General features: G+C 65.0%; 27 protein-coding genes and 1 tRNA gene. 10 read left to right on the top strand and 18 right to left on the bottom strand.

All coding sequences use genetic code 11. The annotated features are described in order from the left end of the window. Positions 1 to 618: an FMN-binding negative transcriptional regulator gene (locus ACS5PK_RS01145; protein ID WP_439438441.1), complete on the bottom strand. Its 618-nt coding sequence runs from the start codon at positions 616 to 618 to the stop codon at positions 1 to 3. Between the two features lie 99 nt (positions 619 to 717). On the opposite strand from ACS5PK_RS01145, the gene ACS5PK_RS01140 reads away from it, so the two are divergent. Next, positions 718 to 2,223 carry a PLP-dependent aminotransferase family protein gene (locus ACS5PK_RS01140; RefSeq protein WP_439438440.1) on the top strand — a complete coding sequence of 502 codons (1,506 nt, stop codon included), beginning with the start codon at positions 718 to 720 and terminating at the stop codon, positions 2,221 to 2,223. 320 nt (positions 2,224 to 2,543) lie between these two features. Then, positions 2,544 to 3,743 carry a sensor domain-containing phosphodiesterase gene (locus ACS5PK_RS01135; RefSeq protein WP_439438439.1) on the top strand — a complete coding sequence of 400 codons (1,200 nt, stop codon included), beginning with the start codon at positions 2,544 to 2,546 and terminating at the stop codon, positions 3,741 to 3,743. 63 nt (positions 3,744 to 3,806) lie between these two features. Here ACS5PK_RS01135 and map read toward each other — a convergent pair whose 3' ends face one another. From map to cysS, 7 genes are all read right to left on the bottom strand, one after another. Continuing rightward, positions 3,807 to 4,601: a type I methionyl aminopeptidase gene (gene map / locus ACS5PK_RS01130; RefSeq protein ID WP_439438438.1), complete on the bottom strand. Its 795-nt coding sequence runs from the start codon at positions 4,599 to 4,601 to the stop codon at positions 3,807 to 3,809. A gap of 229 nt (positions 4,602 to 4,830) precedes the next feature. Further along, positions 4,831 to 4,923 (bottom strand) — tRNA-Ser (locus tag ACS5PK_RS01125). 72 nt (positions 4,924 to 4,995) lie between these two features. Then, positions 4,996 to 6,264 carry an aspartate kinase gene (locus ACS5PK_RS01120; RefSeq protein WP_439438437.1) on the bottom strand — a complete coding sequence of 423 codons (1,269 nt, stop codon included), beginning with the start codon at positions 6,262 to 6,264 and terminating at the stop codon, positions 4,996 to 4,998. 124 nt (positions 6,265 to 6,388) lie between these two features. Further along, positions 6,389 to 7,723 carry a tRNA lysidine(34) synthetase TilS gene (gene tilS / locus ACS5PK_RS01115; RefSeq protein WP_439438436.1) on the bottom strand — a complete coding sequence of 445 codons (1,335 nt, stop codon included), beginning with the start codon at positions 7,721 to 7,723 and terminating at the stop codon, positions 6,389 to 6,391. A 28-nt stretch (positions 7,724 to 7,751) separates the two neighbouring features. After that, entirely contained in the window at positions 7,752 to 8,723 is a 972-nt protein-coding gene (locus tag ACS5PK_RS01110) for an acetyl-CoA carboxylase carboxyltransferase subunit alpha (RefSeq protein WP_439438435.1), read from the bottom strand. 120 nt (positions 8,724 to 8,843) lie between these two features. After that, complete coding sequence (locus tag ACS5PK_RS01105) at positions 8,844 to 9,497, bottom strand: DNA-3-methyladenine glycosylase family protein (RefSeq protein WP_439438434.1); 654 nt, start codon at positions 9,495 to 9,497, stop codon at positions 8,844 to 8,846. Next, complete coding sequence (gene cysS / locus ACS5PK_RS01100) at positions 9,497 to 10,870, bottom strand: cysteine--tRNA ligase (protein ID WP_439438433.1); 1,374 nt, start codon at positions 10,868 to 10,870, stop codon at positions 9,497 to 9,499. Before cysS ends, ACS5PK_RS01105 begins: the two co-directional genes overlap by 1 nt. A 126-nt stretch (positions 10,871 to 10,996) precedes the next feature. Here cysS and ACS5PK_RS01095 point away from each other — a divergent pair, with 126 nt between their 5' ends. The 5 genes from ACS5PK_RS01095 (at position 10,997) to ACS5PK_RS01075 (ending at position 14,330) form a co-directional block, all read left to right on the top strand. Continuing rightward, positions 10,997 to 11,542, top strand: a complete 546-nt coding sequence (locus ACS5PK_RS01095; protein ID WP_439438432.1) for a tetratricopeptide repeat protein — start codon at positions 10,997 to 10,999, stop codon at positions 11,540 to 11,542. 80 nt (positions 11,543 to 11,622) lie between these two features. After that, positions 11,623 to 12,210: a peptidylprolyl isomerase gene (locus tag ACS5PK_RS01090; protein ID WP_439438431.1), complete on the top strand. Its 588-nt coding sequence runs from the start codon at positions 11,623 to 11,625 to the stop codon at positions 12,208 to 12,210. Then, positions 12,207 to 12,713: a peptidylprolyl isomerase gene (locus ACS5PK_RS01085; protein ID WP_439438430.1), complete on the top strand. Its 507-nt coding sequence runs from the start codon at positions 12,207 to 12,209 to the stop codon at positions 12,711 to 12,713. The genes ACS5PK_RS01090 and ACS5PK_RS01085 overlap by 4 nt, the downstream gene beginning before the upstream one ends. After that, positions 12,694 to 13,509 (top strand): UDP-2,3-diacylglucosamine diphosphatase, encoded by an 816-nt coding sequence (locus tag ACS5PK_RS01080; protein ID WP_439438688.1) that lies wholly within the window; start codon positions 12,694 to 12,696, stop codon positions 13,507 to 13,509. Before ACS5PK_RS01085 ends, ACS5PK_RS01080 begins: the two co-directional genes overlap by 20 nt. A 2-nt stretch (positions 13,510 to 13,511) precedes the next feature. After that, complete coding sequence (locus tag ACS5PK_RS01075; RefSeq protein WP_439438429.1) at positions 13,512 to 14,330, top strand: zinc-dependent peptidase; 819 nt, start codon at positions 13,512 to 13,514, stop codon at positions 14,328 to 14,330. 186 nt (positions 14,331 to 14,516) lie between these two features. Here the strand turns inward: ACS5PK_RS01075 and ACS5PK_RS01070 are convergent, their stop codons facing one another. Both ACS5PK_RS01070 and ACS5PK_RS01065 read right to left on the bottom strand, forming a co-directional pair. After that, complete coding sequence (locus tag ACS5PK_RS01070) at positions 14,517 to 14,762, bottom strand: hypothetical protein (protein WP_439438428.1); 246 nt, start codon at positions 14,760 to 14,762, stop codon at positions 14,517 to 14,519. A gap of 2 nt (positions 14,763 to 14,764) precedes the next feature. Further along, the gene (locus tag ACS5PK_RS01065) at positions 14,765 to 15,085 is read right to left on the bottom strand and encodes a hypothetical protein (protein WP_439438427.1); all 321 of its coding nucleotides are present in this window, start codon (positions 15,083 to 15,085) and stop codon (positions 14,765 to 14,767) included. A 118-nt stretch (positions 15,086 to 15,203) separates the two neighbouring features. Here ACS5PK_RS01065 and ACS5PK_RS01060 point away from each other — a divergent pair, with 118 nt between their 5' ends. Then, on the top strand, positions 15,204 to 15,872 hold the full coding sequence (locus ACS5PK_RS01060) for an XRE family transcriptional regulator (RefSeq protein WP_439438426.1): 669 nt from the start codon (positions 15,204 to 15,206) through the stop codon (positions 15,870 to 15,872). A gap of 99 nt (positions 15,873 to 15,971) precedes the next feature. On the opposite strand, the gene clpA is transcribed toward ACS5PK_RS01060, so the two are convergent. Continuing rightward, entirely contained in the window at positions 15,972 to 18,305 is a 2,334-nt protein-coding gene (gene clpA / locus ACS5PK_RS01055) for an ATP-dependent Clp protease ATP-binding subunit ClpA (protein ID WP_439438425.1), read from the bottom strand. Then, positions 18,302 to 18,670: an ATP-dependent Clp protease adapter ClpS gene (gene clpS, locus ACS5PK_RS01050; protein ID WP_269633306.1), complete on the bottom strand. Its 369-nt coding sequence runs from the start codon at positions 18,668 to 18,670 to the stop codon at positions 18,302 to 18,304. Before clpS ends, clpA begins: the two co-directional genes overlap by 4 nt. Positions 18,671 to 18,905: 235 nt before the next feature. Here clpS and ACS5PK_RS01045 point away from each other — a divergent pair, with 235 nt between their 5' ends. Beyond that, positions 18,906 to 19,130, top strand: a complete 225-nt coding sequence (locus tag ACS5PK_RS01045; protein WP_183104138.1) for a cold-shock protein — start codon at positions 18,906 to 18,908, stop codon at positions 19,128 to 19,130. A 348-nt stretch (positions 19,131 to 19,478) separates the two neighbouring features. On the opposite strand, the gene icd is transcribed toward ACS5PK_RS01045, so the two are convergent. The 3 genes from icd to hemN form a co-directional block, all read right to left on the bottom strand. Further along, positions 19,479 to 20,732 carry an NADP-dependent isocitrate dehydrogenase gene (gene icd, locus ACS5PK_RS01040; RefSeq protein ID WP_439438424.1) on the bottom strand — a complete coding sequence of 418 codons (1,254 nt, stop codon included), beginning with the start codon at positions 20,730 to 20,732 and terminating at the stop codon, positions 19,479 to 19,481. A gap of 240 nt (positions 20,733 to 20,972) precedes the next feature. Then, entirely contained in the window at positions 20,973 to 21,692 is a 720-nt protein-coding gene (locus tag ACS5PK_RS01035) for an urease accessory protein UreH domain-containing protein (RefSeq protein WP_439438423.1), read from the bottom strand. 94 nt (positions 21,693 to 21,786) lie between these two features. Further along, positions 21,787 to 23,196 carry an oxygen-independent coproporphyrinogen III oxidase gene (gene hemN / locus ACS5PK_RS01030; RefSeq protein ID WP_439438422.1) on the bottom strand — a complete coding sequence of 470 codons (1,410 nt, stop codon included), beginning with the start codon at positions 23,194 to 23,196 and terminating at the stop codon, positions 21,787 to 21,789. Between the two features lie 178 nt (positions 23,197 to 23,374). On the opposite strand from hemN, the gene fnr reads away from it, so the two are divergent. Next, positions 23,375 to 24,112 (top strand): fumarate/nitrate reduction transcriptional regulator Fnr, encoded by a 738-nt coding sequence (gene fnr, locus ACS5PK_RS01025; RefSeq protein WP_439438421.1) that lies wholly within the window; start codon positions 23,375 to 23,377, stop codon positions 24,110 to 24,112. Positions 24,113 to 24,249: 137 nt separating this feature from the next. Here fnr and ACS5PK_RS01020 read toward each other — a convergent pair whose 3' ends face one another. From ACS5PK_RS01020 to ccoG, 3 genes are read right to left on the bottom strand one after another with little or no spacing between them, the layout of a single operon-like run. Further along, positions 24,250 to 24,537, bottom strand: a complete 288-nt coding sequence (locus ACS5PK_RS01020) for a hypothetical protein (RefSeq protein ID WP_439438420.1) — start codon at positions 24,535 to 24,537, stop codon at positions 24,250 to 24,252. A 31-nt stretch (positions 24,538 to 24,568) separates the two neighbouring features. After that, positions 24,569 to 24,835 (bottom strand): hypothetical protein, encoded by a 267-nt coding sequence (locus tag ACS5PK_RS01015; protein WP_439438419.1) that lies wholly within the window; start codon positions 24,833 to 24,835, stop codon positions 24,569 to 24,571. Positions 24,836 to 24,844: 9 nt separating this feature from the next. After that, positions 24,845 to 26,308, bottom strand: coding sequence for a cytochrome c oxidase accessory protein CcoG (ccoG, locus tag ACS5PK_RS01010; protein ID WP_439438418.1), 1,464 nt, complete (start codon positions 26,306 to 26,308; stop codon positions 24,845 to 24,847). Between the last annotated feature and the right edge of the window lie 24 nt (positions 26,309 to 26,332).

Below are 26,332 nucleotides of genomic sequence, written 5' to 3'. Positions count from 1 at the left end.
TCACAGGCCCAGCTGGCGCATCCAGCGCGCCATGGCGGGCGACGCGCCCGCCTCGAAATGCCCGATCAGGCGCTGGCGCTCGGCATCCGCGCGGTTCTGGCTGAGCTTGGCCTTGGCCTGGACGGCCTGCACACGCACGCGCAGGCCCACGATGGCGCCAAGCAAGCGCTGCTGGAAATCCTCCGGCAGGCCCAGCCATTGCTGCACATAGGCCGGATCGCGCGGCTGGATCAGGCGCTTGAGCAGCCGGTCCTTGGCCATGGCTTCGTCCACGAACTGCAGCGTGCCCGCAAGCTCCAGGGCCATGTAGTTCCAGGTCGGGACGTTGAGCGGGCTGGCGTAGAGGGACGGCGAGACATAGGCGTCCGGGCCTGTGAAGACCAGGCGCACGGCCTGCCCTTCGACCAGGCTGCCAAGGTGCGGGTTGCCACGGGCCAGATGCCCTTCCAGCCAGGAGTGCCCGCCCTCCTCCACCCAAACCATGGGCAGATGCAGGGCCAGCGGCGGGGCGGCGGGGTCCTGAGCGTCGGCAGCGACCAGCAGGGCCAGAGGATGCTCCTCGACCAGTTGGCGCTGCAGCGCGGCGTCGTCGAGCAGGAAATGCTTGGGGGTGTACATGCGGTGATGGGCAGCGGTCTAAGGCAGGAAAGCTCAGCATAGGATCTGAATTGGTACGATGAAAGATCCAATTCCATGCACATCAATGGGACCAATGTCATGAGCGACACCAGCCGCCCTGCCCTGCCCTTCGACATCGCCGGCATCCGCCTGGACGGCCCGGGGCCCCTGACCCGCCAGTTGGTGGAGCAACTGCGCCAGCGCATGCTGCAGGGGCGTCTGCCCGCTGGTGCGCGCATGCCCACCACGCGCGAGCTGGCGGGCGCGCTGGGCCTGTCCCGAAACACGGTGGTCCGGGCCTACGAGCACTTGCTGGACGAGGGGCTCATCAAGAGCCGCGTCGGGGATGGCAGCTATGTGACACCACCGCTGGCGCAGATGCGGCCCCCAGCGGGCACGACCGACACCTGGCCCGCGCCTGGCGTGCCAGCCAGTACGCCGCAAACCCCACGCTGGGAGGCCCTGCAGCATTTCACCCCATCGCGCACGCCCGCCGGGCCGGTACGGGCCTTCCGGTGGGGAAGCCCGGCCATGGACCTGTTCCCGGCCACGCTGTGGTCTCGGCTGCAGGCCCAGGCCTGGCGCCGACACAACACACGCGAGCTGGCCTACGGCGACCCTGCTGGTCTGCCCGTATTGCGCGAATGGCTGGCCGATTACCTCCGCAGCTCGCGCGGCCTGGCCTGCAACGCCGAGCAGATCCTGATCACCGGCGGTGCTCAGCAGGGCATTGCCCTAGCCGCCATGGCCTTGCTGGGCCCAGGTGACGAGGCCGCCGTGGAATCCCCCGGCTATCGCTCCGCTGCCGCAGCCCTGGCGCTGCAGGCCGCCCGGATCCACCACGTGCCGGTGGACCGCGAGGGCCTGCGGCCCGCTGCGCTGCAGGCCCTGGGAGCGCGCTGCCGGCTGGTCTACGTGACGCCCTCGCACCAGTTCCCCACGGGCGTCGCGATGAGCCTGCAGCGCCGCATGGACCTGCTAGACTGGGCCCACCGGCAGCAGGCCTGGATCGTGGAAGATGACTACGACAGCGAATACCGCCACCAGGGTCAGCCACTGGCACCGCTGGCCAGCCTGGACAATGCCGGCCGCACGCTCTATGTGGGTAGCCTGTCCAAGCTCATGTTCCCCGGGCTGCGCCTGGGCTATCTGGTCGCCCCGCACGGCTGGCTGCCAACCCTGGCCCGGCTGCGCGCCGTGCTGGACCGCCACAGCGCCTGCATGGACCAACAGGTGATGGCCGATTTCATCGCTCAGGGCCATTTCCTGCGCCATGTACGCCGCATGCGCCGGGCCGCACGCGAGCGCCGTGATGCGCTGCTCGGGGCCTGGGCCCGGCATGTTGAGCCCCTGGGCCTGCCGCTTCCCGCGCCCGAAGCCGGCCTGCATGCCTACCTGCCATTGCCGGACGCAGCACTTGAGCGCCGACTGGCCGAAGCCGCCACCGCCGCGCATCTGGAAGTGGGCGCCATGCGGCAGGTGGGCGGCCTGCCTGAGGCTTCAGCGCGGGCGGGCTTGGTCCTGGGCTTTGCTGCCCTGCCGCCAGCCGCCACCAGCCGCGCTGTGCAGGCACTGGCCCAAGCCTGGCGGCGGGCGTTGGACTGAGGGCTCCGGCGGCGCCGACGACCTTCGCCCAACGCGGCCAGCTGGGCGCTCACCATTACAGTTATCACACGGACCAGAAGACACCTACCCTGAAAGCTACGCGCACGATCTGTGCGGATGCCTGTGCGGAAACTTGGGCGGACACCTGCGCGGCCTTCAAGGACTTGCTGGCCAAGGCGCAAGCGTTGTGAGAGCATGAGCCCCAGCACCGCAAAGCGGGCACACCGTACGTCTCCGGCTCGCCGGAGCAACTGCAGTTCTCGGAGGATGCAGTGAAAGATGTACTCACCAGGGCCGCTACGGCCCTTGCGCAGCAATCCTTGTCCTCATCGGGCCTCGCTGCCAGGCCCTCCCTCGAACGCGGGCTCAACGCCATCCGAACGCACCTGGGCATGGAGGTCGCCTTCATCTCGGAGTTCGTCAACGGGAGCCGCGTCTTCAGGCATGTAGACGCTCAGGCAGCGAATGCACCGATCAGGGTCGGCGCATCGGACCCGCTCGAGGACAGCTATTGCCAGCGCGTCGTGGATGGCAGGCTCCCGGAACTGATCACCGATGCCTGCCTGAATGCCGAGGCACTGACGCTCGCTGCCACGCAGGCCTTGCCTGTTGGAGCCCATCTCAGCGTCCCCATCCGGCTGGCGGACGGGCAGCTCTACGGTACCTTCTGCTGCTTCAGCCGCAGTGCAGACCACTCGCTGACCCGCCGGGACCTGGACATGATGCGGGCCTTTGCACAGATGGCCGCCGAGGAGATCCAGGAGGAGCTGACCGCCCGCGAGGCCCGCCGCTTTATCGAAGAACGTATAGACGCCGTCTGCAATGCCCAAGGCCTGACCATGGTCTACCAACCCATCGTGGACGTGTCCAATGCGCGTGTCGGCGGATTTGAATCGCTTGCACGCTTCTCACCACAGCCCGTGCGGCCGCCCGACGTCTGGTTTGCCGAGGCGGCTCACGTGGGGCGGGCTGTCGAGATGGAGACCAAGGCCATCCGCCTGGCCTTGGCCGCGCTTCAGCACTTGCCGCCCGACATCTACGTGACCGTGAACACCTCGCCCGAGACCATCGTCCATGGGCAGTTTGCCTCAATGCTCGAAGGCTATGCGCTGGAGCGCGTCGTCGTGGAGGTCACGGAGCATCAGGTGGTCGAGTGCTACGAGGACCTCGCCGCCGTAATGCTGCCCCTGCAGTCAAAGGGCCTGCGCGTGGCGATTGACGATGCGGGCGCAGGCTACGCAAGCTTCAGGCACATCCTGAACCTGCATCCCAACATCGTGAAGATGGACAGCAGCATCACGCACTGCATCGATGCCGACCGCTCGCGCCGCGCCTTGGCCGCAGCCATGCACGGCTTTGCCGCGGAGACAGGTTGCCACCTCGTGGCGGAAGGGGTCGAGACGATGGCCGAGCTGGAAACCATCCGGCGCCTAGGCATCGGCAAGGCGCAGGGCTATCACCTCGGCCGCCCCATGCCCCTGGAGCAGGCAAAGGGCCTGGTGGGGCGCACAGCCCACTGATGCCGCAGGCATGCGCACGGCGTCCCGGGGACTTTGCCGGGCGCCTTGGCAGGGGCCCGTGCCTCAGGCGATGGGCGGGTAGTGGCCCAGACCGTCCGGCCAGGTGGTCAGGACCTCGAAGCCCGCCTCCGTGACCAGCACCATGTGCTCCCACTGTGCCGAGAGCGAGCGATCCTTGGTGACCACGGTCCAACCGTCACGCATTTCCTTCACATCGCGCCGGCCCGCATTGATCATGGGCTCGATGGTGAAGATCATGCCCGGCTGCAGTTTCAGGCCCTCGCCTGGGCGACCGAAGTGGTTGACGTGCGGAGCGTCATGGTAGACATCACCAATGCCATGGCCGCCGTACTCACGCACCACGCTGTAGCCGTCGCGAAAGGCGATGCTCTGGATGGCGTGGCCGATGTCGCCCAGCGTGGCGCCAGGCTTGACCTGACGGATGCCGGCACAGAGCGCTTCGTAGCAGGTGTTGACCAAGCGGCGAGCCGCCAGCTTGGGCTCGCCGACGAAGAACATGCGGCTGCTGTCCCCGAACCAGCCGTCCTTGATGATGGCCACATCGATGTTGACGATGTCGCCGTTCTTGAGGATCTTGGCCGGCGAGGGAATGCCATGGCAGACCACCTCGTTGACCGAGCTGCAGATGGTCTTGGGGAAGCCGTGGTAGCCGACGTTGGCCGGGATGACCTTGAGCTCGTCGACGATGAAGTCATGACAGATGCGGTCCAGTTCCTCCGTGCTGACGCCGGGCTTCACATGCTCGCCGATCATGGCCAGCACCTGCGCCACCAGGCCGGCGGCCTCGCGGGCCTTGGCGATCTCATCGGCATTGCGGATCTTCACGACCGGATTCATGACGGCAAGCTCCTCACGTGCAGGTCCACCTGCATTTCATGTGCAATTGGAAGGCCCTGGGACGCGGGGCACTCACAGCTGAAGGGCCCCAAAACGAGGCCAACTGGCAAGCCAGACAGACGGGCCCCTGCGATTGGGCAGAAAACCGCAGCCAATCTCAGCACCCCCAGGCAGCAACCCATGAAAAAACCCGCCACAAGCACGCTTGGGCGGGTTTCTCAATACTGTCTGGCGGAGACGGAGGGATTCGAACCCTCGATGCAGGTTTTGCCCACATACTCCCTTAGCAGGGGAGCACCTTCGGCCACTCGGTCACGTCTCCAGCAGAGCCTCGCAGTATAGCAGTGCTTTTTCAGGCTCCGCCACAAATTCCTGAATTTTTATCAGGCGAGCTTCACGCCGACGGCTGGTCCAGATCGAAGGCACGGTGCAGGGCGCGCACGGCCAGCTCCATGTACTTCTCGTCGATGACGACGCTGGTCTTGATCTCGCTGGTGGAGATCATCTGGATATTGATGCCTTCCTCGCTCAGTGAGCGGAACATCTTGGAAGCCACGCCCACGTGTGAGCGCATGCCGATACCCACGATGGACACCTTGCAGATGCGCGGATCACCCAGCACCTTGGCGGCGCCGGTAGCCGGGGCCACGGTCTTCTCCAGCAGCTCCAGCGTGCGCTGGTAGTCATTGCGGTGGACGGTGAAGCTGAAGTCAGTCTTGCCGTCGTGGGAGACGTTCTGGATGATGACGTCGATGTCGATATTGGCTTCCGCCACGGGGCCGAGGATCTGGAAGGCGATGCCGGGCTTGTCCGGCACGCCCAGCAGCGTCACCTTGGCCTCGTCGCGGTTGAAGGCGATGCCCGACACGACGGCTTGTTCCATGTTTTCGTCCTCTTCAAAAGTGATCAGGGTGCCGGACTTGGCTTCCTCGTTGATGTCGATATCCCAGGGCGTGAAGCTGGACAGCACGCGCAGCGGCACCCGGTACTTGCCGGCGAACTCCACCGAGCGGATCTGCAGCACCTTGGAGCCCAGCGAGGCCATCTCCAGCATTTCCTCGAAGCTGATGCTCTTGAGGCGCCGCGCCTCGGGCACCACGCGCGGGTCGGTGGTGTAGACGCCGTCGACGTCGGTATAGATCAGGCACTCGTCGGCCTTCATCGCTGCGGCGATGGCCACGGCCGAGGTGTCCGAACCACCGCGCCCCAGCGTGGTGATGTTGTTGCGCTCGTCAATGCCCTGGAAGCCGGTGATGACCACCACCTTGCCGGCGGCCAAGTCGGCACGCACGCGCTTGTCGTCGATGCTCTCGATGCGGGCCTTGGTGTAGGACGAGTCGGTGGCCACGGGCACCTGCCAGCCGGTGTAGCTGACGGCCTCCAGCCCCTCGGCCTGCAGCGCAATGGCCAACAGACCCACCGAGACCTGCTCGCCTGTCGCGGCAATCATGTCCAGTTCGCGCATCAGTGCCGGGCTGCTGCTGGCGGGCGAGAGCTCCTTGGCCAGACCCAGCAGGCGATTGGTCTCGCCGCTCATGGCCGAAGGCACCACCACCATCTGATGACCGGCACGCGCCCACTTGGCGACGCGCTTGGCCACGTTGCGAATACGGTCGGTCGAGCCCATCGAGGTGCCGCCGTACTTGTGAACGATCAATGCCATGGTTGTGAAATTGCGCGGAGTTGGAGGGGGTTTCTTGCGCCGCGGTCGCAGTGGCCGATTCTACGGTTGGCCTTGGCGAAGCACGAAGCCCCGTCAGGCCGCCAGGCCAGCCTTCAGGCATCCGTCAAGCAGCATCCGGCAGCCATGTCAGGCGCATCAGAGGCCCCTCTCCCTGCCCCCGACACCGCGCGTCCAGGCCCAGTGCTGGCACCCACAGCAAACGCGCCGGCAGGCCGCTTTCCCCAGGAGAATCCACGAAAACCAGCGGCCCGCTGCGCCCCTGGGCAGGTACGCCAGCGGCCTGCCAGGACTTTTTCAAGGACCGCGGCGGCGTGCCTGGTGCGCGCTGGAATTGCTCACTGCCTTCGCGTGGACGCAAGATCACATTGCGCAATAGCGATGATCCTACAAGTTCTGACGAAGGCTCCTGCACCACATCAACCCTGAACCGCCCGCACCACTGCGGGCAGTCATGCAGGCCAGGCTGGCTGAGGTCCATGCGGCAAGCCACCGGCGGGGTCGGCGCTGGCAGAGGCACCGGCAAGGCCAGCAGGGACCCCTTGTGCTTTTGAATGACCAGGCCGCCCGCAGGCCAGGCAGCGCCCGGGACGGCAGCGCCGACTTCATCCAGCAAACGGCTCACCAGACTCGCCGGCGCCGGCCGCCCCAGGCGCGCGCGCAGCCAGTGACGCAGCAGATTGCTCAGGCGCGGTCGAGACAGCAACGTCCAGGCCTTCAGGTCCAAGCCGGACGGCGCCGTCATCCAGGCCCTCAGGTCCTGCCGGGCAATCTCGTCCAGCAGCTCACCGGCCTCCTGAGCCCAGCGCGCCGATTGCGCCAGCGCCGCTTCGCCCTCTGGAAAGCCTGCTTCCAGCACGGGCCACAGCTTCAGACGCAGGCGGTTGCGGGAAAAGCGCGGGTCAGCATTACTCTCGTCCTCGACATGATCGAGGCCCAGCGCCTGCACATAGCGCTCGATGCGCCCGCGCGGCTGGTCCAGCCAAGGGCGCGCCCACACAAGGCCTCCACGGGCCTGCTGCTGCGGCATGGCGGACAGACCGGCCAGCCCCGCCCCGCGCAGGGCCTGCAGCAGCCAGGTCTCGGCCTGGTCCCGCCGGTGGTGAGCCAGCAGCAACAGCGACGCGCCCGCCTCTTCCGCCATGGCCTGCAGGGCCACATGGCGGCCCTCGCGTGCCCAGGCTTCCACGCTATCGCCCGGCCCCGGTGAGCCACTCAGGTGCTGCCAGCGCAGCGCAACCGGCAGTCCCTGGGCCAGCCAAACCTGCGTCTGGTGCTGCAACTGCGCCAGCCAGTCGTCGGCCCGCGGGCTGAGCCCGTGATGCACGTGCAGCCCCAGCACCCGTAAAGCAAAACCCTCATGCGCCAAGGACTGCGCGCAGCGCGCCGTGGCATGCATGAGGGCGGTGGAGTCGCGGCCTCCGCTCCAGGCGACGGCCACACAGGCGCCAAGGGCGCTCGGGTCGGGCTCAGCGGTTCTTGGTGTCGCTGAATCGGCCATAGGCCTGCAAGCGCTCGTAGCGGCGGTCCAGCAACTCCTTGGGCTTGAGGTCGGAGACCTGGCGCAAGGCGTCGGACAGGGCGCGCTTCAGGTTGGAGCACATCTGCTTCGGGTCACGATGGGCGCCCCCCACCGGCTCGTTGACGATCTTGTCGATCAGCCCCAGGGCCTTCAGGCGATGGGCGGTGATGCCCAGCGCCTCGGCAGCATCGGAGGCACGCTCGGATGTTTTCCAGAGAATGGAAGCACAGCCTTCCGGCGAGATCACCGAGTAGGCCGAGAACTGCAGCATCAGCACCTGGTCAGCCACGCCGATGGCCAGCGCACCGCCGGAGCCGCCCTCGCCGATCACTGTGGCGATCACGGGGACTTCCAACTGCGCCATCTCGAAGATGTTGCGGCCGATGGCCTCCGACTGGCCGCGTTCCTCGGCACCGATGCCGGGATAGGCACCCATGGTGTCGATGAAGGTGAAGACCGGCAGACCGAACTTCTCGGCCAGCTTCATCAGGCGCAAGGCCTTGCGGTAGCCCTCGGGGCGCGGCATGCCGAAGTTGCGCAGGGTGCGCTCCTTGGCGTCGGCGCCGCGCTGGTGGCCCACGACCACGCAGGGCTGACCATTGAAGCGGGCAATGCCGCCCACAATGGCGGCGTCATCGGCGAAATGGCGATCGCCGTGGAGTTCCTGGAACTCCGTGAAGACGTCCTTGCAATAGTCCAGGGTCTGAGGGCGCTGGGGATGGCGGGCCACCTGGTAGGTCTGCCAGGGCGCGACGCTGGAGTAGATGTCCTTGGTGAGCTGCTGGCTCTTCTTGGAGAGTCGGTCGATCTCCTCGGAGATGTCGACGGCGGACTCGCTCTGCACGTAGCGCAGCTCTTCGATCTTGGTTTCGAGCTCGGCAATGGGCTGCTCGAATTCGAGGAAATGTTTCTTGCTCATCAGTCGTCCTGATTACAAAAAGCCCGCAGCACCAGCCTGGGCTTGAAACCTGGGCGGCACCTGGGCCGGGACTGCAGGCCTACCCATTTGTGGGGGCTGGCGCAGCCGGTACGGGATGGGCTAGTACTCCACCGGTAACGGATCGAGACTTCGCCAAATGTACCATGTGGCTACCGAGCGGTAGGGTGCCCAGGCCTCGCCGACTTCCCGGGCCTCAGCCCGCGACACCGGCTCCCCGGAGAAGTAGTTCTCGCTGATGCCCTTGAGCAGGCCCAGGTCGTCCAGCGGCATCACATTGGGGCGCATCAGATGGAAGATGAGGAACATCTCGGCCGTCCAGCGGCCGATGCCGCGGATGGCAACCAGCTCCTCGATGATCGCTTCATCGTCCATCTGCGTCCATTGGCGGACATGAACACGGCCAGCCTCAAAGTGCTCGGCAAGGTCGCGCAGGTATTCGACCTTGCGGGCAGACAGGCCGGCGCCGCGCAAGGCGGTCACGTCCAGGGCCAGCACGGCGGCGGGCTGGATGCGATGCACCGGACCGCCCACCAGGGTGGCGAACTTGTCCCAGACCGACTGCGCAGCCTTCACGGAAATCTGCTGACCCACGATGGAGCGGGCCAGTGTCGTGAAGGCGTCGGCCTTGCTCTGCAGGCGTGCTTCGCCGAACTGCGGGATGAGTTTCTTCATCACCCGATCGCGCTTGACCAGGTGCTTGCAAGCCTCGTCCCAATAGTCCGGGGTGACCCCGGCGGCAGCCGAGCGCGCCATCAGGCCTTCATCCAGCTCGTGCCGGTGGGCGAGTCCTGGAGCACGATGCCGGCCTCCAGCAGCGCCTTGCGGATGCGATCGGCCTCGGCAAAGTTCTTCGCGGCCTTGGCGGCGGCTCGCGCCTCGATCTGGGCCTGAATGGCAGCCTCGTCCAGGGTGCTACCGGCCTGGAGGTAGCTGCGCGGGGACTGCTGCAGCAATCCCAGGGTGGCTCCCAAGGCCTTGAGCAGGCCCGCCTCCGCAGGCGAGCGGCTGCGGTTGACGCTGGAAGCCAGGTCGAAGAGCACGGCCAGCGCGGCAGGAGCGTTGAAGTCCTCGTCCATGGCGGCCTTGAAGGCTGCGGCAACGGGCTGCGTCCAGTCGATGACGCAGGGCGCCGCCTCCAGGCCGTCCAGCGCGGTGTACAGGCGACGCAAGGCCTGGCGGGCATCTTCCAAGGCGGCATCACTGTAGTTGATGGGGCTGCGGTAGTGCGTGCGCAGCATGAAGAAGCGCACCGTCTCGCCGTCGTAGCTCTTCAGCACGTCCTGGATGGTGAAGAAGTTGCCCAGGGACTTGGACATCTTCTCGTTGTCGACATTCAGGAAACCGTTGTGCATCCAGTAGCGCACAAAGGGCTTGCCCAGGGCGCCCTCGCTCTGGGCGATCTCATTTTCATGGTGCGGGAATTGCAGGTCCAGGCCGCCACCGTGGATATCGAAGGTCTCGCCCAGCACGGCGCAGCTCATGGCCGAGCACTCGATGTGCCAACCCGGTCGGCCCGGGCCGTAGCGGCCGTCGTACTTGGCGTCTGCAGGCTCGTCAGCCTTGGCTGCCTTCCAGAGCACGAAGTCCAGCGGATCGTGCTTGCCTTCATCGACGGCCACGCGCTCGCCGGCTCGCAGCTCATCCAGGTTGCGGCGGGACAGCTTGCCGTAGCCCTGGAACTTGCGCACCGCGTAGTTCACGTCGCCGTTGGCAGCCTTGTAGGCAAGCCCCTTCTCTTCCAGGAGGCCGATCATGTCCAGCATCTGGCCCACGTATTCGGTGGCGCGGGGCTCGTGCGTCGGACGCTCGACGCCCAGGGCGCCAATGTCGCGGTGCATGGCATCGATCATCTCGTCCGTCAGCTGGCGGATGCTGATGCCGCGCTCCAGTGCCCGCTTGATGATCTTGTCCTCGATATCCGTGATGTTGCGGACGTAGGTCACCCGGTAGCCCGAGGCTTTGAGCCAGCGCTGGACCACATCAAAGGCCATCATCATGCGGGCATGGCCCACATGGCAGAGGTCGTAGATGGTCATGCCGCAAACGTACATGCGCACATGACCAGGCTCGATGGGGGCGAAGGGTTCGACCGCTCGGGTCAGGGTGTTGTAGATGCGCAGGGACATGGACTCGCAGGGCGAAAGAGTTGACGCCGGACAGGGCCTTCGCCGCCGAGGGGCGGGGCTGTGCAGGGCCAGCTTATAGAATCCTTCAGTATACCGATTGGGCTCCCGCCACCTCCGCCCCGACACATGAATCCTCGCCACCCCGCCCTGCCTCGACTTCTCGCCCTCGTGCTGGCCGCCGGCCTGTGCTGGAGCGCCCCGGCCCGGGCTGCGGGCGAACTGGAGAAGGCCCAGCAGCAATGGCTGCAGGGACATCAGGCCGACGCCAAGAAGACGCTGGAGACGGCGCTGGCCGAGGATCCCAACAACGCTCGCCTACGCTTCGCCCTGGCGCTGATGCGGATGGAGTCCGGAGAGACGGCCCAGGCCGAGACCCTGCTGAGGCGCCTCACTGAAGACTTCCCGGACCTGGCTGACCCCTTCAACAACCTGGCCGTGATCCTGGCAGCACGCGGCGACATGGATGCTGCCTTTGAAGCCCTGCAGCGTGCCGTGAACCTGCAACCCGAGCATGTGCAGGCTCAGGAGAACCTGGGCGATGTACTGCTGCAGTTGGCAGCTCGCGCCTATGCCGTCGCGGCCCGCCCAGGCCCGCAAAGCTCCGTCAACGCCGGCCTGAAGCTACGCCGCACCCAGGAGTTGCTGCGCGGCATGAACACCCCCGTCCGCTGAGCGAGAATGCGGCCGTCGGTCGCCCTGCAGCGACCTTGCGCCCACCTGTCCAGGACCTTCGTCAAGGGAGTCCCGCCATCATGGCCTTTGCCACCCCGTTCCGTTCACAAGCGAGCCGGCTGCTCACCGCTTGCACGCTGCTGCTGGCCGCCGCAAGCGCCCAGGCCCAGATCGTCAAGCTGGCCACCAGCCAGGGCGATATCCGTGTCGAGCTGGACGCCGCCAAGGCGCCCAAGACTGTTGCCAACTTCCTGCAATACGTGAAGGCTGGCCACTACAACGGCGTGATCTTCCATCGCGTGATCGACGGTTTCATGATCCAGACCGGCGGCTTCACAGACAAGCTGGTGCAGAAGCCCACCCGCCCGGCAATCCCGCTGGAAGACCAGTCCGGCCTGAAGAACGAGCGCGGCACCATTTCCATGGCCCGCGCCGCCTTCCCGGATTCGGCCACGGCGCAGTTCTTCATCAACGTGGCGGACAACACGGGCCTGGATGCCGAAAACACCCGTGACGGCCGCGGCTACGCCGTGTTCGGCCGCGTCATCGAGGGCATGGAGGTCGTGGACAAGATCCGCGCCACGCCAGTCACCGCCCAAGGCATGTTCCAGCACCTGCCGTCCACCCCCATCTTCATCAACAAGGCCACAGTGGAGTCCAAGCCATGAGCAAGTTTGTCGAAATGACCACCAACAAGGGCGTGATCCGCCTGGAACTGGATGAGGTCAAGGCCCCCATCACCGTCGCGAACTTCCTGAACTACGTCAACAAGGGCCACTACGACGGCACCATCTTCCACCGCGTGATCAAGCGCTTCATGATCCAGGGCGGAGGCTTCACCGCCGACATGGACCAGAAGCCCACCGACGCGCCCATTCAGAACGAGGCCAACAACGGCCTGAAGAACGCCCAGTACACCATTGCGATGGCCCGGACCAACGCGCCGCATTCGGCGTCCGCCCAGTTCTTCATCAACACCGTGAACAACGACTTCCTCGACTTCAAGTCCGAGTCGCCTTCCGGCTGGGGCTATGCCGTCTTCGGCAAGGTGATCGCCGGTGCCGAGGTCGTGGCGGAGATCGAGAAGGTCGCCACCGGCAACAAGAATGGCCACGGCGACGTGCCCAAAGAGGCCGTGCTCATCGAGAAGGCTGTTGAAGTCCAGGGCTGACACCCTGCCCTGCCTGGATGTACTGCCAGGCGAGTGGATCGCACCGCCCCAGTGGCGGGCGATCGACCTCATCTCGGACCTGCACCTGGCCGAGACCACCCCAGGCACGCGCGCGGCGCTGGCTCACTACCTGAGCCACACGCCGGCCGATGCCATCTTTCTGCTGGGCGACATCTTCGAGGTCTGGATCGGTGACGACGCCCGCCACCAGGCCTTCGAATCCGGCCTGCTCGCGATGTTCGCGCAGGCCGCTGCTCGCATCCCCCTCTTCTTCATCGCGGGCAATCGCGACTTCCTGCTGGGCGATGCCATGGCCCATGAAGCCGGACTCACGCGCCTGTCCGACCCCTGCGCACTTCAGGCCTTTGGCCAGCGCTACCTGCTCAGCCACGGCGACGCCTGGTGCCTGGAAGACCGGGACTACCAAGCCTTCCGCGCCCTGGTCCGCAGTGCCGCCTGGCAGCAGGCCTTCCTGGACAAGCCACTGAAGGAGCGGCGGAACATCGCGCGGGGCCTGCGCGAGCGGAGCATGGCGCAGAAGGCAGGCCAGGCACATCGACCCGAACTCTGGGCAGACCTTGACGCCGGCACTGTCCGCGACGCCCTGCGAGCACAGGCCTGCACCACCTTGATCCACGGCCATACCCACCGCCCAGCCTGCCATGCGCTTGGAGACGACCTGAGCCGTGAAGTCCTGAGCGACTGGGACTTGGAGGCGCATTCGCCTCGCGCCGAAGTGCTGCGGCTGGGCCCGCAAGGTCTGCTGCGGCTGAGCCTACCCTCAGCGACGGCCTGAGCATGCTGCGCCGATTGCTGCATGCCTGGCAGGGCCGACGCGAGCGCAGCCAGCTGACGCGGCATGCCGTTCCCGATGCCCTGTGGGAACTCACACTGGCACGCTACCCCTTCATCGCCCGACGCAGCGCTGCCGACCGGGCCACCTTGCGGCGATTGTGCTCACTGTTCCTGGCCCGCAAGGAGTTCCATGGCGCAGGCGGCTTCCAGGTGACGGACGAGGTGGCGGTGGCCGTCGCCGCCCAGGCATGCCTGCCCGTGCTGACACTGGGCCTGGAAGCCTATGACGGCTTCGTGGGCATCGTGATGCACGAGTCCCAAGTCGTAGCGCCGCGCGAGTTCATGGACGAGGATGGCGTTGTCCACGAGTACGAGGAAGAGCTGGCCGGCGAAGCCATGGAAGGCGGCCCCTTGATGCTGGCTTGGAGCGAGCTCCAGGCCGATCCCGCGCTGGGCGCTGGGCCGGTCTACAACGTGGTGATCCATGAGTTTGCCCATGTGCTGGACATGTCCAACGGCGCCTCCGACGGCATCCCTGCCCTGCCATCAGCCCAAGCGGTGCAGGCATGGATCGACATCATCGACCCAGCCTGGGCGCAGTTCTGCGAATGCGTGGATGCAGGCGAGGACACATTGATCGACCCATATGGCGCCGAGTCCGTGGAGGAGTTCTTTGCCGTGGCCACCGAGGCCTTCTTCGTGGAGCCCGCACAGATGCTCCGCCTGCACCCGGCCCTGTACAAGCTGTTTGCTGAGTTCTACCAACAGGATCCCGCAGCCGGCGACACGCAGCACCCTGACACCGATCGTGCACAAGCGTGACGCCCGCGCACCTCAGCGCCCTCGCTCGGGGCCCCGCCCTGAACCAGGATGGGGGTACGCGCACTGGCCCTGAGCCCCCCGCCCCATTGAGCGCCCCCTCTTCGACAGGCACAGGCGCGCACCCCCATCCCGGCCAAGTCCAGGGAAGCCCATGGCCCACGGGGCGCACCGCCCCCAGGCCCGTGACTAGTCAATGGCATCCGACGTACAGACCAGCAGGCGTGCCAACACAAAAGCCAGTTCGTCGGCTGACAACGCCTTCACGACTTCCTGCGCCGTCTCCAGGGCCTGTGCGATGTTGTGATCCCCCGCCAAGGCCAGCCGCAGCCGCTGGAACACATCGACAGGCAGCGCGTCATAAGCAAAGGCCACGCGCAGAATCTGGCGATCAATGCGCGGCGGGGCGTCAGCAGGCATAGGGCCGGGTGCCATGGTCAGGATTCCTGCTTCAGGCCCAGCGCCAGGGCCACGCGATGGCCCTCGCCGTACAGACCCTTGTTCACACCACGGATGACCTCCGACACCGTGCGGTATTTAAAGCCGTGCATGCGGGCAAACTCCCTTAAGGTGAGCCCCTGCATCTGAAGCGTGCGCTTGGCGGCTGCAGGCGATGCCTGGGCGGGCAGATACCGCTTTCCACCTTCCAAACCCAGGCCATCCATTTGTGGGTCGTTCATGATGGCCAATGAAAGCTTATTGAATTGGTACCCATGATATTTCAACAAAGAAAAATCATAGAGCAAAAGCCGCGGCATTTGTTTCCATCTGTGAGATTTATCTAAAGCTCATCCCCTCGATTGAGGAAACCATGAAGGCTAGCAATCCTCGTTTGTTGATGAGACACTAGCGAAAAATATTCACGGTCAATTCACAGTGCAAAACAAAGACGAGGCACCGAATTCCACGGATGTTGGCATTGGCGAACGGCTACGGGCCGAACGCCAACGGCTAGGCTATGCGCAGGCCGACTTCGGCGCGGCGGTAGGCGTCAGCAAGACCACGCAGTTCAATTACGAGGCAGGCGACCGCACGCCGGACGCCCGCTATCTGCGCAAGGCGGCCACCCTTGGACTCGATCTGCTTCATGTGGTGACAGGCAGCAAGGAGGGCAGCGGCATCGACCGTCATGTCCGGATCCCACCCCTGCAGAGCCATGACAGTGCCGGCAACCCCTTGCTCAACGAGGATGCCGCGGCCTATGACACCGGCGGCCTGTGCTTCCCCAAGGAATGGCTTGCAGCGCGCAACCTCTGCCCCGCCAAGCTGACGGTGGTCAGGGTGCGCGGCTCCTCGATGGAGCGCGTACTCTTTGACGGCGACCAGGTACTGGTCGACCAGCAGGACCTCAAGCCGCGCAGTGGCTTCGTCTATGTGCTGCGCCAAGGCGAGGAACTGCTGGTGAAGTACTGCCAGATGCTGCCCGGCGGCATCCTGCGCGTGACCAGCGCCAACCCGTCCTTTTCAGCCTACGACATCGACCTGGCCAACACACCGGACGTAGAGATCATCGGGCGTGTGGTCGTCTCCTTGCACGAATGGTGAGTGCACCATGGCAGCCTGCTGACGCCCTCTCACCACGAGGCCCCAAAGAAAACGCGCCCTCAAGGGCGCGTTTTTCATGCAGATATGTCCCAGGAGGCATCAACCCGCTGTGGCCGCCTCAGCCTTGGGGGGCTTGCTGTCCGACTTCTTGCCGCTGGCCTGGATGTCCAGCTGCACCTCCCCGGCGGCGTCCACATCCACCGTCAGACGCCCCCCGTCGACCAGGCGGCCGAAGAGCAGTTCGTCGGCCAGCGCGCGCCGGATGGTGTCCTGGATCAGGCGCTGCATGGGTCGCGCGCCCATCAGCGGGTCGAAGCCCTTCTTGGCCAGTTGCTTGCGCAGCGCGTCGGTGAACGCCACCTCCACCTTCTTCTCGGCCAGCTGGCTTTCCAACTGAAGCAGGAACTTGTCCACCACACGCAGGATGATTTCCTCGTCCAGCGCCCGGAAGGACACGATGGCATCCAGGCGGTTGCGGAACTCGGGCGTAAACAGGCGCTTGATGTCGGCCATCTCATCGCCCTGCTGGCGCTGGGTGGTGAAGCCGATGGTGGACTTGTTCATGATCTCGGCCCCCGCATTCGTCGTCATGATGATGATGACGTTGCGGAAATCGGCCTTACGCCCGTTGTTGTCCGTCAGCGAGCCATGGTCCATGACCTGCAACAGCACGTTGAAGACATCCGGATGGGCCTTCTCGATCTCGTCCAGCAGCAGCACGCTATGCGGTTTCTTGGTGATGGCCTCGGTCAGCAGCCCCCCCTGGTCAAAGCCGACATAGCCCGGGGGCGCGCCGATCAGACGACTCACGGCATGGCGCTCCATGTACTCGGACATGTCGAAGCGGATCAGCTCGATGCCCAGGATATAGGCCAATTGCTTAGCCACCTCAGTCTTGCCCACGCCGGTAGGGCCAGAGAACAGGAAGCTGCCGATGGGCTTGTCAGGCTTGCCAAGGCCCGAGCGCGCCATCTTGATGGCAGCTGCCAGGGCATCGATGGCCGGGTCCTGGCCGAAGACCACGCTCTTGAGGTCGCGATCCAGACTCTTGAGCTTGCCACGGTCGTCGCTGGATACGCTGGCCGGCGGAATGCGCGCGATCTTTGCAACGATGTCCTCGACCTCAGCTCGCGTGATGGTCTTCTTCTGCTTGCTCTTGGGCAGGATGCGTTGCGCAGCGCCAGCCTCGTCGATCACGTCGATGGCCTTGTCCGGCAGGTGTCGGTCATTGATGTACTTGGCCGACAACTCCGCTGCCGCCTGCAGAGCCCCCAGGGCGTACTTCACGCTGTGGTGCTCCTCAAAACGCGACTTCAAGCCCTTGAGGATCTCGATGGTCTGCTCCACCGAAGGTTCGGCCACGTCCACTTTTTGGAAGCGGCGGGACAATGCAGCGTCCTTCTCGAAGATGCCCCGGTACTCGCTGAAGGTGGTGGCGCCGATGCACTTCATGGCGCCGGAACTCAGGGCCGGCTTGAGCAGATTGCTGGCGTCCAGCGTGCCGCCGGAGGCAGCACCGGCACCAATCAAGGTGTGGATCTCGTCGATGAAGAGGATGGCGTTAGGCTGGTCCTTGAGCTGCTTGAGCACGGCCTTCAGCCGCTGCTCGAAGTCGCCACGGTATTTGGTGCCAGCCAGCAGCGCGCCCATGTCCAGGGCATAGACCTGGGCCTCAGCCAGCACGTCAGGCACGTCGCCCTCGGTGATGCGCCAGGCCAGGCCCTCGGCGATGGCCGTCTTGCCCACACCAGCCTCGCCCACGAGCAGCGGGTTGTTCTTGCGGCGGCGGCACAGCACCTGCACCACACGCTCCACCTCGGCTTCGCGACCGATCAGCGGGTCGATCTTGCCGTCCTTGGCCTGCTGGTTGAGGTTCTGGGTGAACTGTTCCAGCGGCGAGCCCTTGCCACCTGCGCCAGCCCCCTCGCCCTCCTCGCGCTCGGCCTCGCTACCGCCGCCCTGGCCATCCTGACCCTTCGGGGGCTCGGGCGGCTCGCTCTTCTTGATGCCATGGGCGATGTAGTTGACCACGTCCAGGCGCGTCACCCCCTGCTGATGCAGGTAGTAGACAGCGTGCGAGTCCTTCTCGCCGAAGATAGCGACCAGCACATTGGCTCCTGTCACTTCCTTCTTGCCGCTGCCGGTGGACTGCACGTGCATGATGGCGCGCTGGATCACGCGCTGAAAGCCCAGCGTGGGCTGGGTGTCCACTTCTTCGGTGCCGCCCACAGTGGGCGTGTTGTCCTTGATGAACTGCGAAAGGCTCTTGCGCAGATCATCGATATTGGCTGAGCAGGCACGCAGCACTTCTGCAGCAGACGGGTTGTCCAGCAGCGCCTGCAGCAAATGCTCGACAGTGATGAATTCGTGACGCTGCTGACGCGCCTCGACGAAGGCCATGTGCAGGCTGACTTCAAGTTCTTGGGCAATCATGCGGCCTCCATAATGCACTGCAAGGGATGGCCGGCACGCCGGGAGGCGGCCAGCACGAGCTCGACCTTGGTCGCTGCCACGTCCTTGGTGAATACACCGCAGACGCCGCGGCCTTCGTGATGGATCTTGAGCATGATCTGGGTGGCCGTATCCAGGTCATGGCGGAAGAATTCCTGCAACACCATCACGACAAACTCCATCGGGGTGAAATCGTCGTTGAGCAGCAGCACCTGGTAGAGGCGCGGCGGCTCCGTCTTCTGGGGAACACGTTCGAGAATGACGGTCCCGTCCGCATCGTCACGGCCCGGCACCGCACCGGGTGGCTGACCCGGCGGAACAGGGGGCTGGTTGGGAAGATCTGGCATGGGCCGATTCTATAGAGAGCCATATGGCCTCACATGGCACTGGCCTGATCATGATTCAAGGACCCTGGCTTGAAAAAGTGATGTGCAGGAGCAGCCCAGCCATATTCGCGCCATATGCCACGCCCGGCTGTGTTTCAGACCCTCAGCACCTCGGGGGAGGCCCCGAATTGACACGCGGGCGACAGAGCTTTGAGAATCCGCCTCGGTGCGATAGACACCGGGATGGAGAAGGAATATGCAACAAGGAACCGTAAAGTGGTTCAACGATGCCAAGGGCTTTGGCTTCATTGAACCTGAACAAGGTGGCGAAGACGTCTTCGCTCATTTCTCGGCGATTCAGATGGAGGGTTTCCGCACCCTCAAGCAGGGCAGCAAGGTCAGCTTCGAGCTTGTTGCTGGCCCCAAGGGCCAACTGGCCCAGAACATCACGCCGATTGGCGGCGAAGCCGCAGCCGGCTGAGTACTTCGCCCGGCTCCTCTGCACAGTCAATGGCCTGACCACCGGCCAGGCCTAAGCCCGGCTTGGGCCCGGCTTGGGCCAGGCAGTTGGCTAGGCAGAGTTGGCTAGGCAGACACCAGGCATTCAGCACCGCAGCAGCGCCGGCCCCTCAGCCGGCAGCTCAGCCGCCCCAAGGACGCCCATGGCGCGCCCCTCATGCAGGGAGCGCGCCATGGGCGTTTGCTCATGCGCAAAAGCCCTCGCGCCCTTCCGCGAGTTTTGTCGCCACCAAGCGTGATCGGTGTACAGGCAGAAAAAAAGGCACCCGAAGGTGCCTTGCTGTGAGAGGCGGCTCAAGCGCCGCCGTCATCACATATTGTCAATCATGACTTGACCAAATCCAGAGCAGGACACCTGCGTGGCGCCATCCAGCAGGCGGGCGAAGTCGTAGGTGACCTTCTTGGACAGGATGGACTTCTCCATCGAGGCAATGATCAGGTCCGCCGCTTCCAGCCAGCCCATGTGGCGCAGCATCATTTCGGCAGACAGGATCTCGGAACCGGGGTTCACATAGTCCTTGCCGGCGTACTTCGGTGCCGTGCCGTGGGTGGCTTCGAACATGGCGACAGAGTCGCTCAGGTTCGCGCCCGGGGCAATGCCGATGCCACCAACCTGCGCAGCCAGGGCGTCAGACACGTAATCGCCGTTCAGGTTCAGGGTGGCAATCACCGAATACTCGGCCGGGCGCAGCAGGATCTGCTGCAGGAAGGCGTCAGCGATGGAGTCCTTGACCACGATGTCCTTGCCGGTCTTCGGGTTCTTGAACTTGCACCACGGGCCACCATCGATCAGCTCGGCGCCGAATTCCTTCTGGGCCAGGGCGTAGGCCCAGTCACGGAAGCCGCCTTCGGTGAACTTCATGATGTTGCCCTTGTGCACGATGGTCACGCTGGGCTTGTCATTGTCGATGGCGTACTGGATGGCCTTGCGCACCAGACGCTCGGTACCCTCCTGAGACACGGGCTTGATGCCGATGCCCGAGGTTTCCGGGAAGCGGATCTTCTTGACGCCGAACTCGTTCTGCAGGAAGGCGATCAGCTTCTTGGCCTTGTCGCTCTGGGCTTCGAACTCGATGCCGGCGTAGATGTCTTCCGAGTTCTCGCGGAAGATGACCATGTCCGTCTTGTGCGGTTCCTTCACGGGGGAAGGCACGCCCTTGAAGTAGCGCACCGGGCGCAGGCAGACGTAGAGATCCAGCTCCTGCCGCAGCGCCACGTTCAGCGAGCGGATGCCGCCACCGACCGGGGTGGTCAGCGGACCCTTGATGGAGACCACGTAGTCCTTCAGGACCTGCAGGGTTTCCTCGGGCAGCCAGACGTCGGGACCGTAGACCTTGGTCGACTTCTCGCCGGCATAGATCTCCATCCAGTGGATCTTCTTCTTGCCACCGTAGGCCTTGGCAACGGCTGCGTCGACGACCTTGATCATCACCGGCGTGATGTCAAACCCCGTGCCGTCGCCCTCGATATAGGGAATGATCGGCTGGTCGGGCACATTCAGGGAGAAGTCGGCGTTGACCGTGATCTTCTGCCCGCCTTCGGGCACCTTGATGTGTTGGTACATGTGTAGTCGTCTCCGCTAGTCGCGAGGTTGGATGCGGCGGGGTGCCGCCATAAAGAAATCGATTCTATGCCAGCAGAGCTTTCACGGGCCTGATACGCCTTGCAGTCTGGCGTTTCAATGCGGTTTCACCCGCAGTCCGGCATGGAGCGTTCCGGGGCGTTCCCATGGGGGTCGGCAGCCCGGCGCCAGATCGGCGCAATACCTGCAGATGAAGCCCGCTGAAGGCATGTTCATGGGTGATCAGGCGCAATAGGCTTGAACCTGCGCCCAGACACCATGCCCCAGCGCCCAGCCCGCACTCAGCACCAGGCCCAGCCCACCCAGGCGGGTGGCCCAGCGCATGCCGCGCCCCTCCTCCACCTGGCCCAGGCCCAGCAGCTTCCACAGAATGGCCGGCCCCAGTGCCAGCCCGAGGCCGGAGCTGATCGCGAAGGCACCCATCACGGCCGCGCCGCCAAGGGCGCCATTGGCCAGGGCGGCCAGCAACAGGGCCGATTGCAGCAGGCCGCAAGGCCATGCCACCCAGCCCAGGCCCGCCAGCAGGGCGCGCCAGCGCGGGCGCTGCGGCGTGCTCAGCGCAGGGCCGCCCGCGGCCAGCGCGGCGAGTGGGATGGCGCCATCGCGACTGCCTTCGCGCCCGAGTGCAGACAGCCAGGCCGGCTGCCGCGCCTTCCAGAGCAGATAGATGCCCAACGCCAGGGCCGCGAGATGCAGCAGCAGCCACAAGGGTCGCAGCAAGGCCACCGTCTGCCCCCAGTGCGCCATCAGCGAGACGCTGGACGCCGCGACCGCACCGGCCACACCATAGCTGAGCAGGCGCCCGAACTGGAAGCCAAAGTGGGCAGCACTGCGCGGCGAGCCTTGGCTCAGCGCAGCGCACGGGGCGCCGCACATTACGGCACAGTGCGGGGTGCCAGCCAGACCCATGAGCAGGGCCGAGCCGACGAGAGCTGCTTCCATAGGCGGCGATGATGCGAAGTGTGGGTGGTGAGCCTCGGTGCCCGAACGCCTTCTGAGCCAGGGCGGCTGGTCACGAATGAGGGGAACGCTCCCCTCAGATGATGCGCGAGAACTGCGCGCGCGTGCGGTCAGCCTGAAGATAGCGGTCAAAAACCATGGCCACCGCCCGCACGAAGTACCAGCCCAGCGGCGTAACCTGGATGGCCTCGGGCTCAAGCACGACCAGCCCCGTCTCCTGCATGGAAGACAGTTGCTCCAGCTCTGCGCGGAAGTACTCACGCACCTTGATCAGGTGGGCCAGCTCGATGGACTCGAACTCCACGCGGCCCTGGCACATCAGCGCCATGATCATGGCCCGGCGCACCAGGTCATCGCGGGTCAGCGCAAGGCCGCGCTGGATGGGCAGTTGCCCCTGGCGGATGGCGTCGTAGTACTCGGGCAGCGTCTTGGCGTTCTGGCTGTACGTGGCACCCACGCGGCCGATGGCTGAGACGCCCAGGCCGATCAGGTCACAGTCCGGCTGCGTGCTGTAGCCCTGGAAGTTGCGATGCAGCCGCCCCTGACGCTTGGCGACTGCCAGCGAGTCGTTGGGCAGCGCGAAGTGGTCCATGCCGATGTAGGAATACCCATGCCCCACGAAGCCGCTGAGGGCAGTGGACAGCATGGTCAGCTTGGAGGCGGCAACCGGCAACTGGCTGGCATCGATGCGTCGCTGCGGCTTGAAGCGCGTGGGCAGGTGGGCATAGCCGTACAGCGCGATGCGATCGGGCCTGAGCGTCGCCACCTGCTGGATGGTGCGTCGGAAGCTCTCCGGCGTCTGCTGGGGCAGGCCATAGATCAGGTCGACATTGGTGGACTCGAAGCCCAGGGCGCGCGCCTGCTGCATCAGGCTCTCGACCATCTCATAGCTCTGCACCCGATGGACGGCCTTCTGCACTTCCGGGTCGAAATCCTGGACGCCAAAGCTCAGGCGATTGAAGCCCAGCTGGCGCAGGTGCTTCAGGCGGGCCTCGGTGACGGTGCGGGGGTCGACCTCGATCGACACCTCGGCGCCAGGCGCCAGCTTGAAGCGCTGCTTGATCGCCTCCATCAGCCCCGTCAGTTCCTCGTCGCTGAGGAAGGTCGGAGAGCCTCCACCGAAATGCAATTGCGATATCGCCTGCGCTCGCCGCAGCTCCGTCACCGTCAGGTCCATTTCCTGGACCAGAACCTCCAGATACTCTGCGGCCCGGTCATGGTGCTTGGTGATGACCTTGTTGCAGGCACAGTAGTAGCAGACGGACTCGCAGAAGGGAATGTGGATGTAGAGGGACAGGGGCGCCCCGCCTCCCACCACCCCGCCGTCAGCCCGTTGGTTCAGGGCCTGCTTGTACTGCTCGACAGAGAAGGCTTCAACGAATCGGTCGGCCGTCGGGTAGGACGTGTAGCGCGGACCGGACACATCGAAGCGGCGCAGCACATCCTCGGTGATGCCCGGCAGGGCGGCAGTGTTGATGGTTTCCATGTCGCCACTGTGCCAAGCCTGCACAAGCACTGATTGACCTGTATCAAGATTGATCAAGGAGCCCGGGTAAACAATGGCTGCAGCCTTGAGGAGCGTCATGTCCTAGCTTTGCCCTGAAGCAGTCGCGGCCATTGACAATCCCTCGCCGCCCCGGCAGTCCCAGCCCATAATGAGCCCTATGAATACCCAGACCCCGATCAAGATCGAGCCCTTCAAGGTCGCCTGCTCCAGCTGCAATCTGCGCGAGTTGTGCCTGCCCGTCGGGCTGTCCGAGTCGGACCTGAACCAGCTAGACAGCCTGGTGGCCACGCGCCGCAATGTATCCCGCGGGGACACCCTGTTCCGCACGGGCGATGCCTTCCAGTCGCTCTACGCCGTCCGTACCGGCTTCTTCAAGACCTGCGTCTCCTCTGAAGATGGCCGAGACCAAGTCACCGGCTTCCAGATGGCCGGCGAGTTGCTGGGTTTGGACGGCATCAGCAATGACCGCCATTCCTGCGATGCAGTGGCCCTGGAAGACAGTCAGGTCTGCGTGATCCCCTATGGCCAGCTCGAGGAGCTCTCCCGTGAGTTCACCGACCTGCAGCACCAGTTCCACAAGATCATGAGCCGCGAGATCGTCCGTGATCATGGCGTGATGCTGCTGCTGGGCTCCATGCGTGCCGAAGAACGCCTGGCCGCCTTCCTGCTGAACCTCACCCAGCGCCTGCAGGCCCGTGGCTTCTCCGCCTCGGCCCTGGTACTGCGCATGACGCGTGAAGAGATCGGCAGCTATCTGGGCCTCAAGCTGGAGACAGTCAGCCGCACCTTCTCCAAGTTCCAGGACGAAGGCCTGCTGGAAGTGAAGCAGCGCCAGATCCGCATCCTGAACCAGGACGGCCTGCAGAAGCTGGTGAACACCGCGCACTGCAGCTAAAGGCGCCCTCCTCCCTGCAAGCATAAAGCCCGCTGCAAGGCGGGCTTTGTGCTTTCTGAGCTACCGCCTCCTGTCAAGTGAGGCAAGCAGCGGCAGATCGGTGGACCTGCGCCTCGGGCAGCGGTCCGGCCGACCGCTCATTGCGGCCAGCGCCTCGGATGCCCCTGCCCAGATTCAGGCGGCAGCGTGGCCAGCAGCATCGTCACCGCCGAGGCCAGGCTGATCAGCAGCCAGAAGGCCAGGAAGCTCAAGGTGTAGACCGCCTCACGGCTCAGTTGCACCGGTGACATGCCAAACCAGCTCAGGTCCATGGGGTCGACCAGGGCGAAGACCAGCGCCTCGGTCACGCCTGCCATCACGAAGGCCGGCCAGAGTATGTGCATGGCCCAGCGCGCGGGGCCCGGTTTCTCACCAATCAGTCCCATCCCGGTCTCCTCCACGATGGACTGCGAGGGCTTACTTGCCGCTCGCTGGGCCGCCGGTGGCGGCATGGTTACGGGCTGCGATGGCCGGAGCAAGGGCGGCGGCTTGCGGGCCGTCCGCGGCGCTGTCCGCAGAGACACGCTGCTGCGTCTCGATCACAGGGTCCGGATGCTTGATTGCCATGCCCAGGGTCACGAAGCTGGCCAGGACCACCGCCGCAGGGCCGCCGACCACCAGCCACATCATGCGTTCGTGCCACCAGGCGCGCGGCGCGGGTGAGGAAGATTGGATGTCAGCCATGTTTCGCTCCTAGCGGGGAACCACAAAGGTGGATTTTTCGACCAGTTGGCTCGGCATTTCGCCAGCCACGGCATCGCGGACGATGCGGAAATGGATCTCGTGGGCACCACCGCCCGCCGATTGTGCCGTCTGCGGCGGCAGACGCAGTGCCACGGACACCCAGCGCGCCTCGGCAGGCCCGACGCTCAGACGCAGGGGCGGCGTCAGCACAAGGCCTTGCAGCCCGTCCGCGGTGATGGTGTAGGACTGCGTCTGCTCCGTGGCATTCATGACCTGCAAGCGGTAGACGTTCTCGATGTAGCCGTCATCCACCAGACGCGCAAGCGAGGCGCGGTCGCGCACGACGTCGACCTTGAAAGGCGTGCGGGTCAGCATGTGCCAGAACAGGGCTACGCAGATCAGGACCAGGATGCCGGAGTAGATGAGCACGCGCGGCCGGAACATGCGGCGGATCAGCTGCGTACGGCTGAGGTGCTCACTGAGGCCGTTCTGTGTGTCATAGCGGACGAGGCCGCGCGGATAGCCCATCTTGTCCATCACGCCATTGCAGACGTCGATGCACGCCGCGCAGCCGATGCATTCGTACTGCAGGCCGTTGCGGATGTCGATGCCCGTCGGGCACACCTGCACGCACAGATTGCAGTCGATGCAGGAGCCCAGGCCAGCGGCCTTGATGTCAATCTTGCGGCCACGCGAGCCGCGTGGCTCGCCGCGCTCGACGTCGTAGCTGATGATCAGCGTGTCCTTGTCGAACATGGCGCTCTGGAAGCGCGCATATGGGCACATGTACTTGCAGACCTGCTCGCGCATGTGGCCGGCAAAGAGGTAGGTCGCGAAGCCGTAGAACAGCACCCAGAACAGTTCCCAGGGCCCCAGGCCCAGGGCTGCCACCTCAGCCCCAAGGACCTTGATGGGGGTGAAGTAGCCGACGAAAGTAAAGCCGGTCCAGACGGCCAGCAGAATCCAGGCCAGTTGCTTGCCGCCCTTGCGGCCAAGCTTGGCCAGGGACCAGGGCGCGGCATCCAGCTTCATGCGGGCTGCGCGGTCACCTTCGAACTTGCGCTCGATCCACATGAAGATCTCGGTGTAGACCGTCTGCGGGCAGGCATAGCCACACCACAGTCGACCGGCGACTGCGGTGAAGAGAAAGAGCGCATATGCCGAGATCAGCAGCAGCGCCGTGAGGTAGATGAAGTCCTGCGGATACAGGACCAGGCCGAAGACGTAGAAGCGACGGGCGCCCAGATCGAACAGGACGGCCTGACGTGCGTTCCACTCCAGCCAGGGCAGCCCATAGAACAGGAGCTGCGTGAACCAGACCAAGGCCCAGCGCCAGCGGATGAACCATCCGCTGACGGCCTTGGGGTAGATCTTCTTCTGAGCCTGGTAGAGCGACACCATCTCACGGGCGGCATCGTCGCCCGCAAGGGCATTGGACGCTGCTGCGGAGGGGGTATCGCTGCTACTGCTCATGGGGATCAATCCTTGTTGCGAAGG

Origin of the sequence: Roseateles sp. DB2, assembly GCF_051857535.1 — a bacterium.
Lineage (GTDB): Bacteria > Pseudomonadota > Gammaproteobacteria > Burkholderiales > Burkholderiaceae_C > Roseateles_B.
This window is presented reverse-complemented; position numbering and strand designations above follow the sequence as displayed.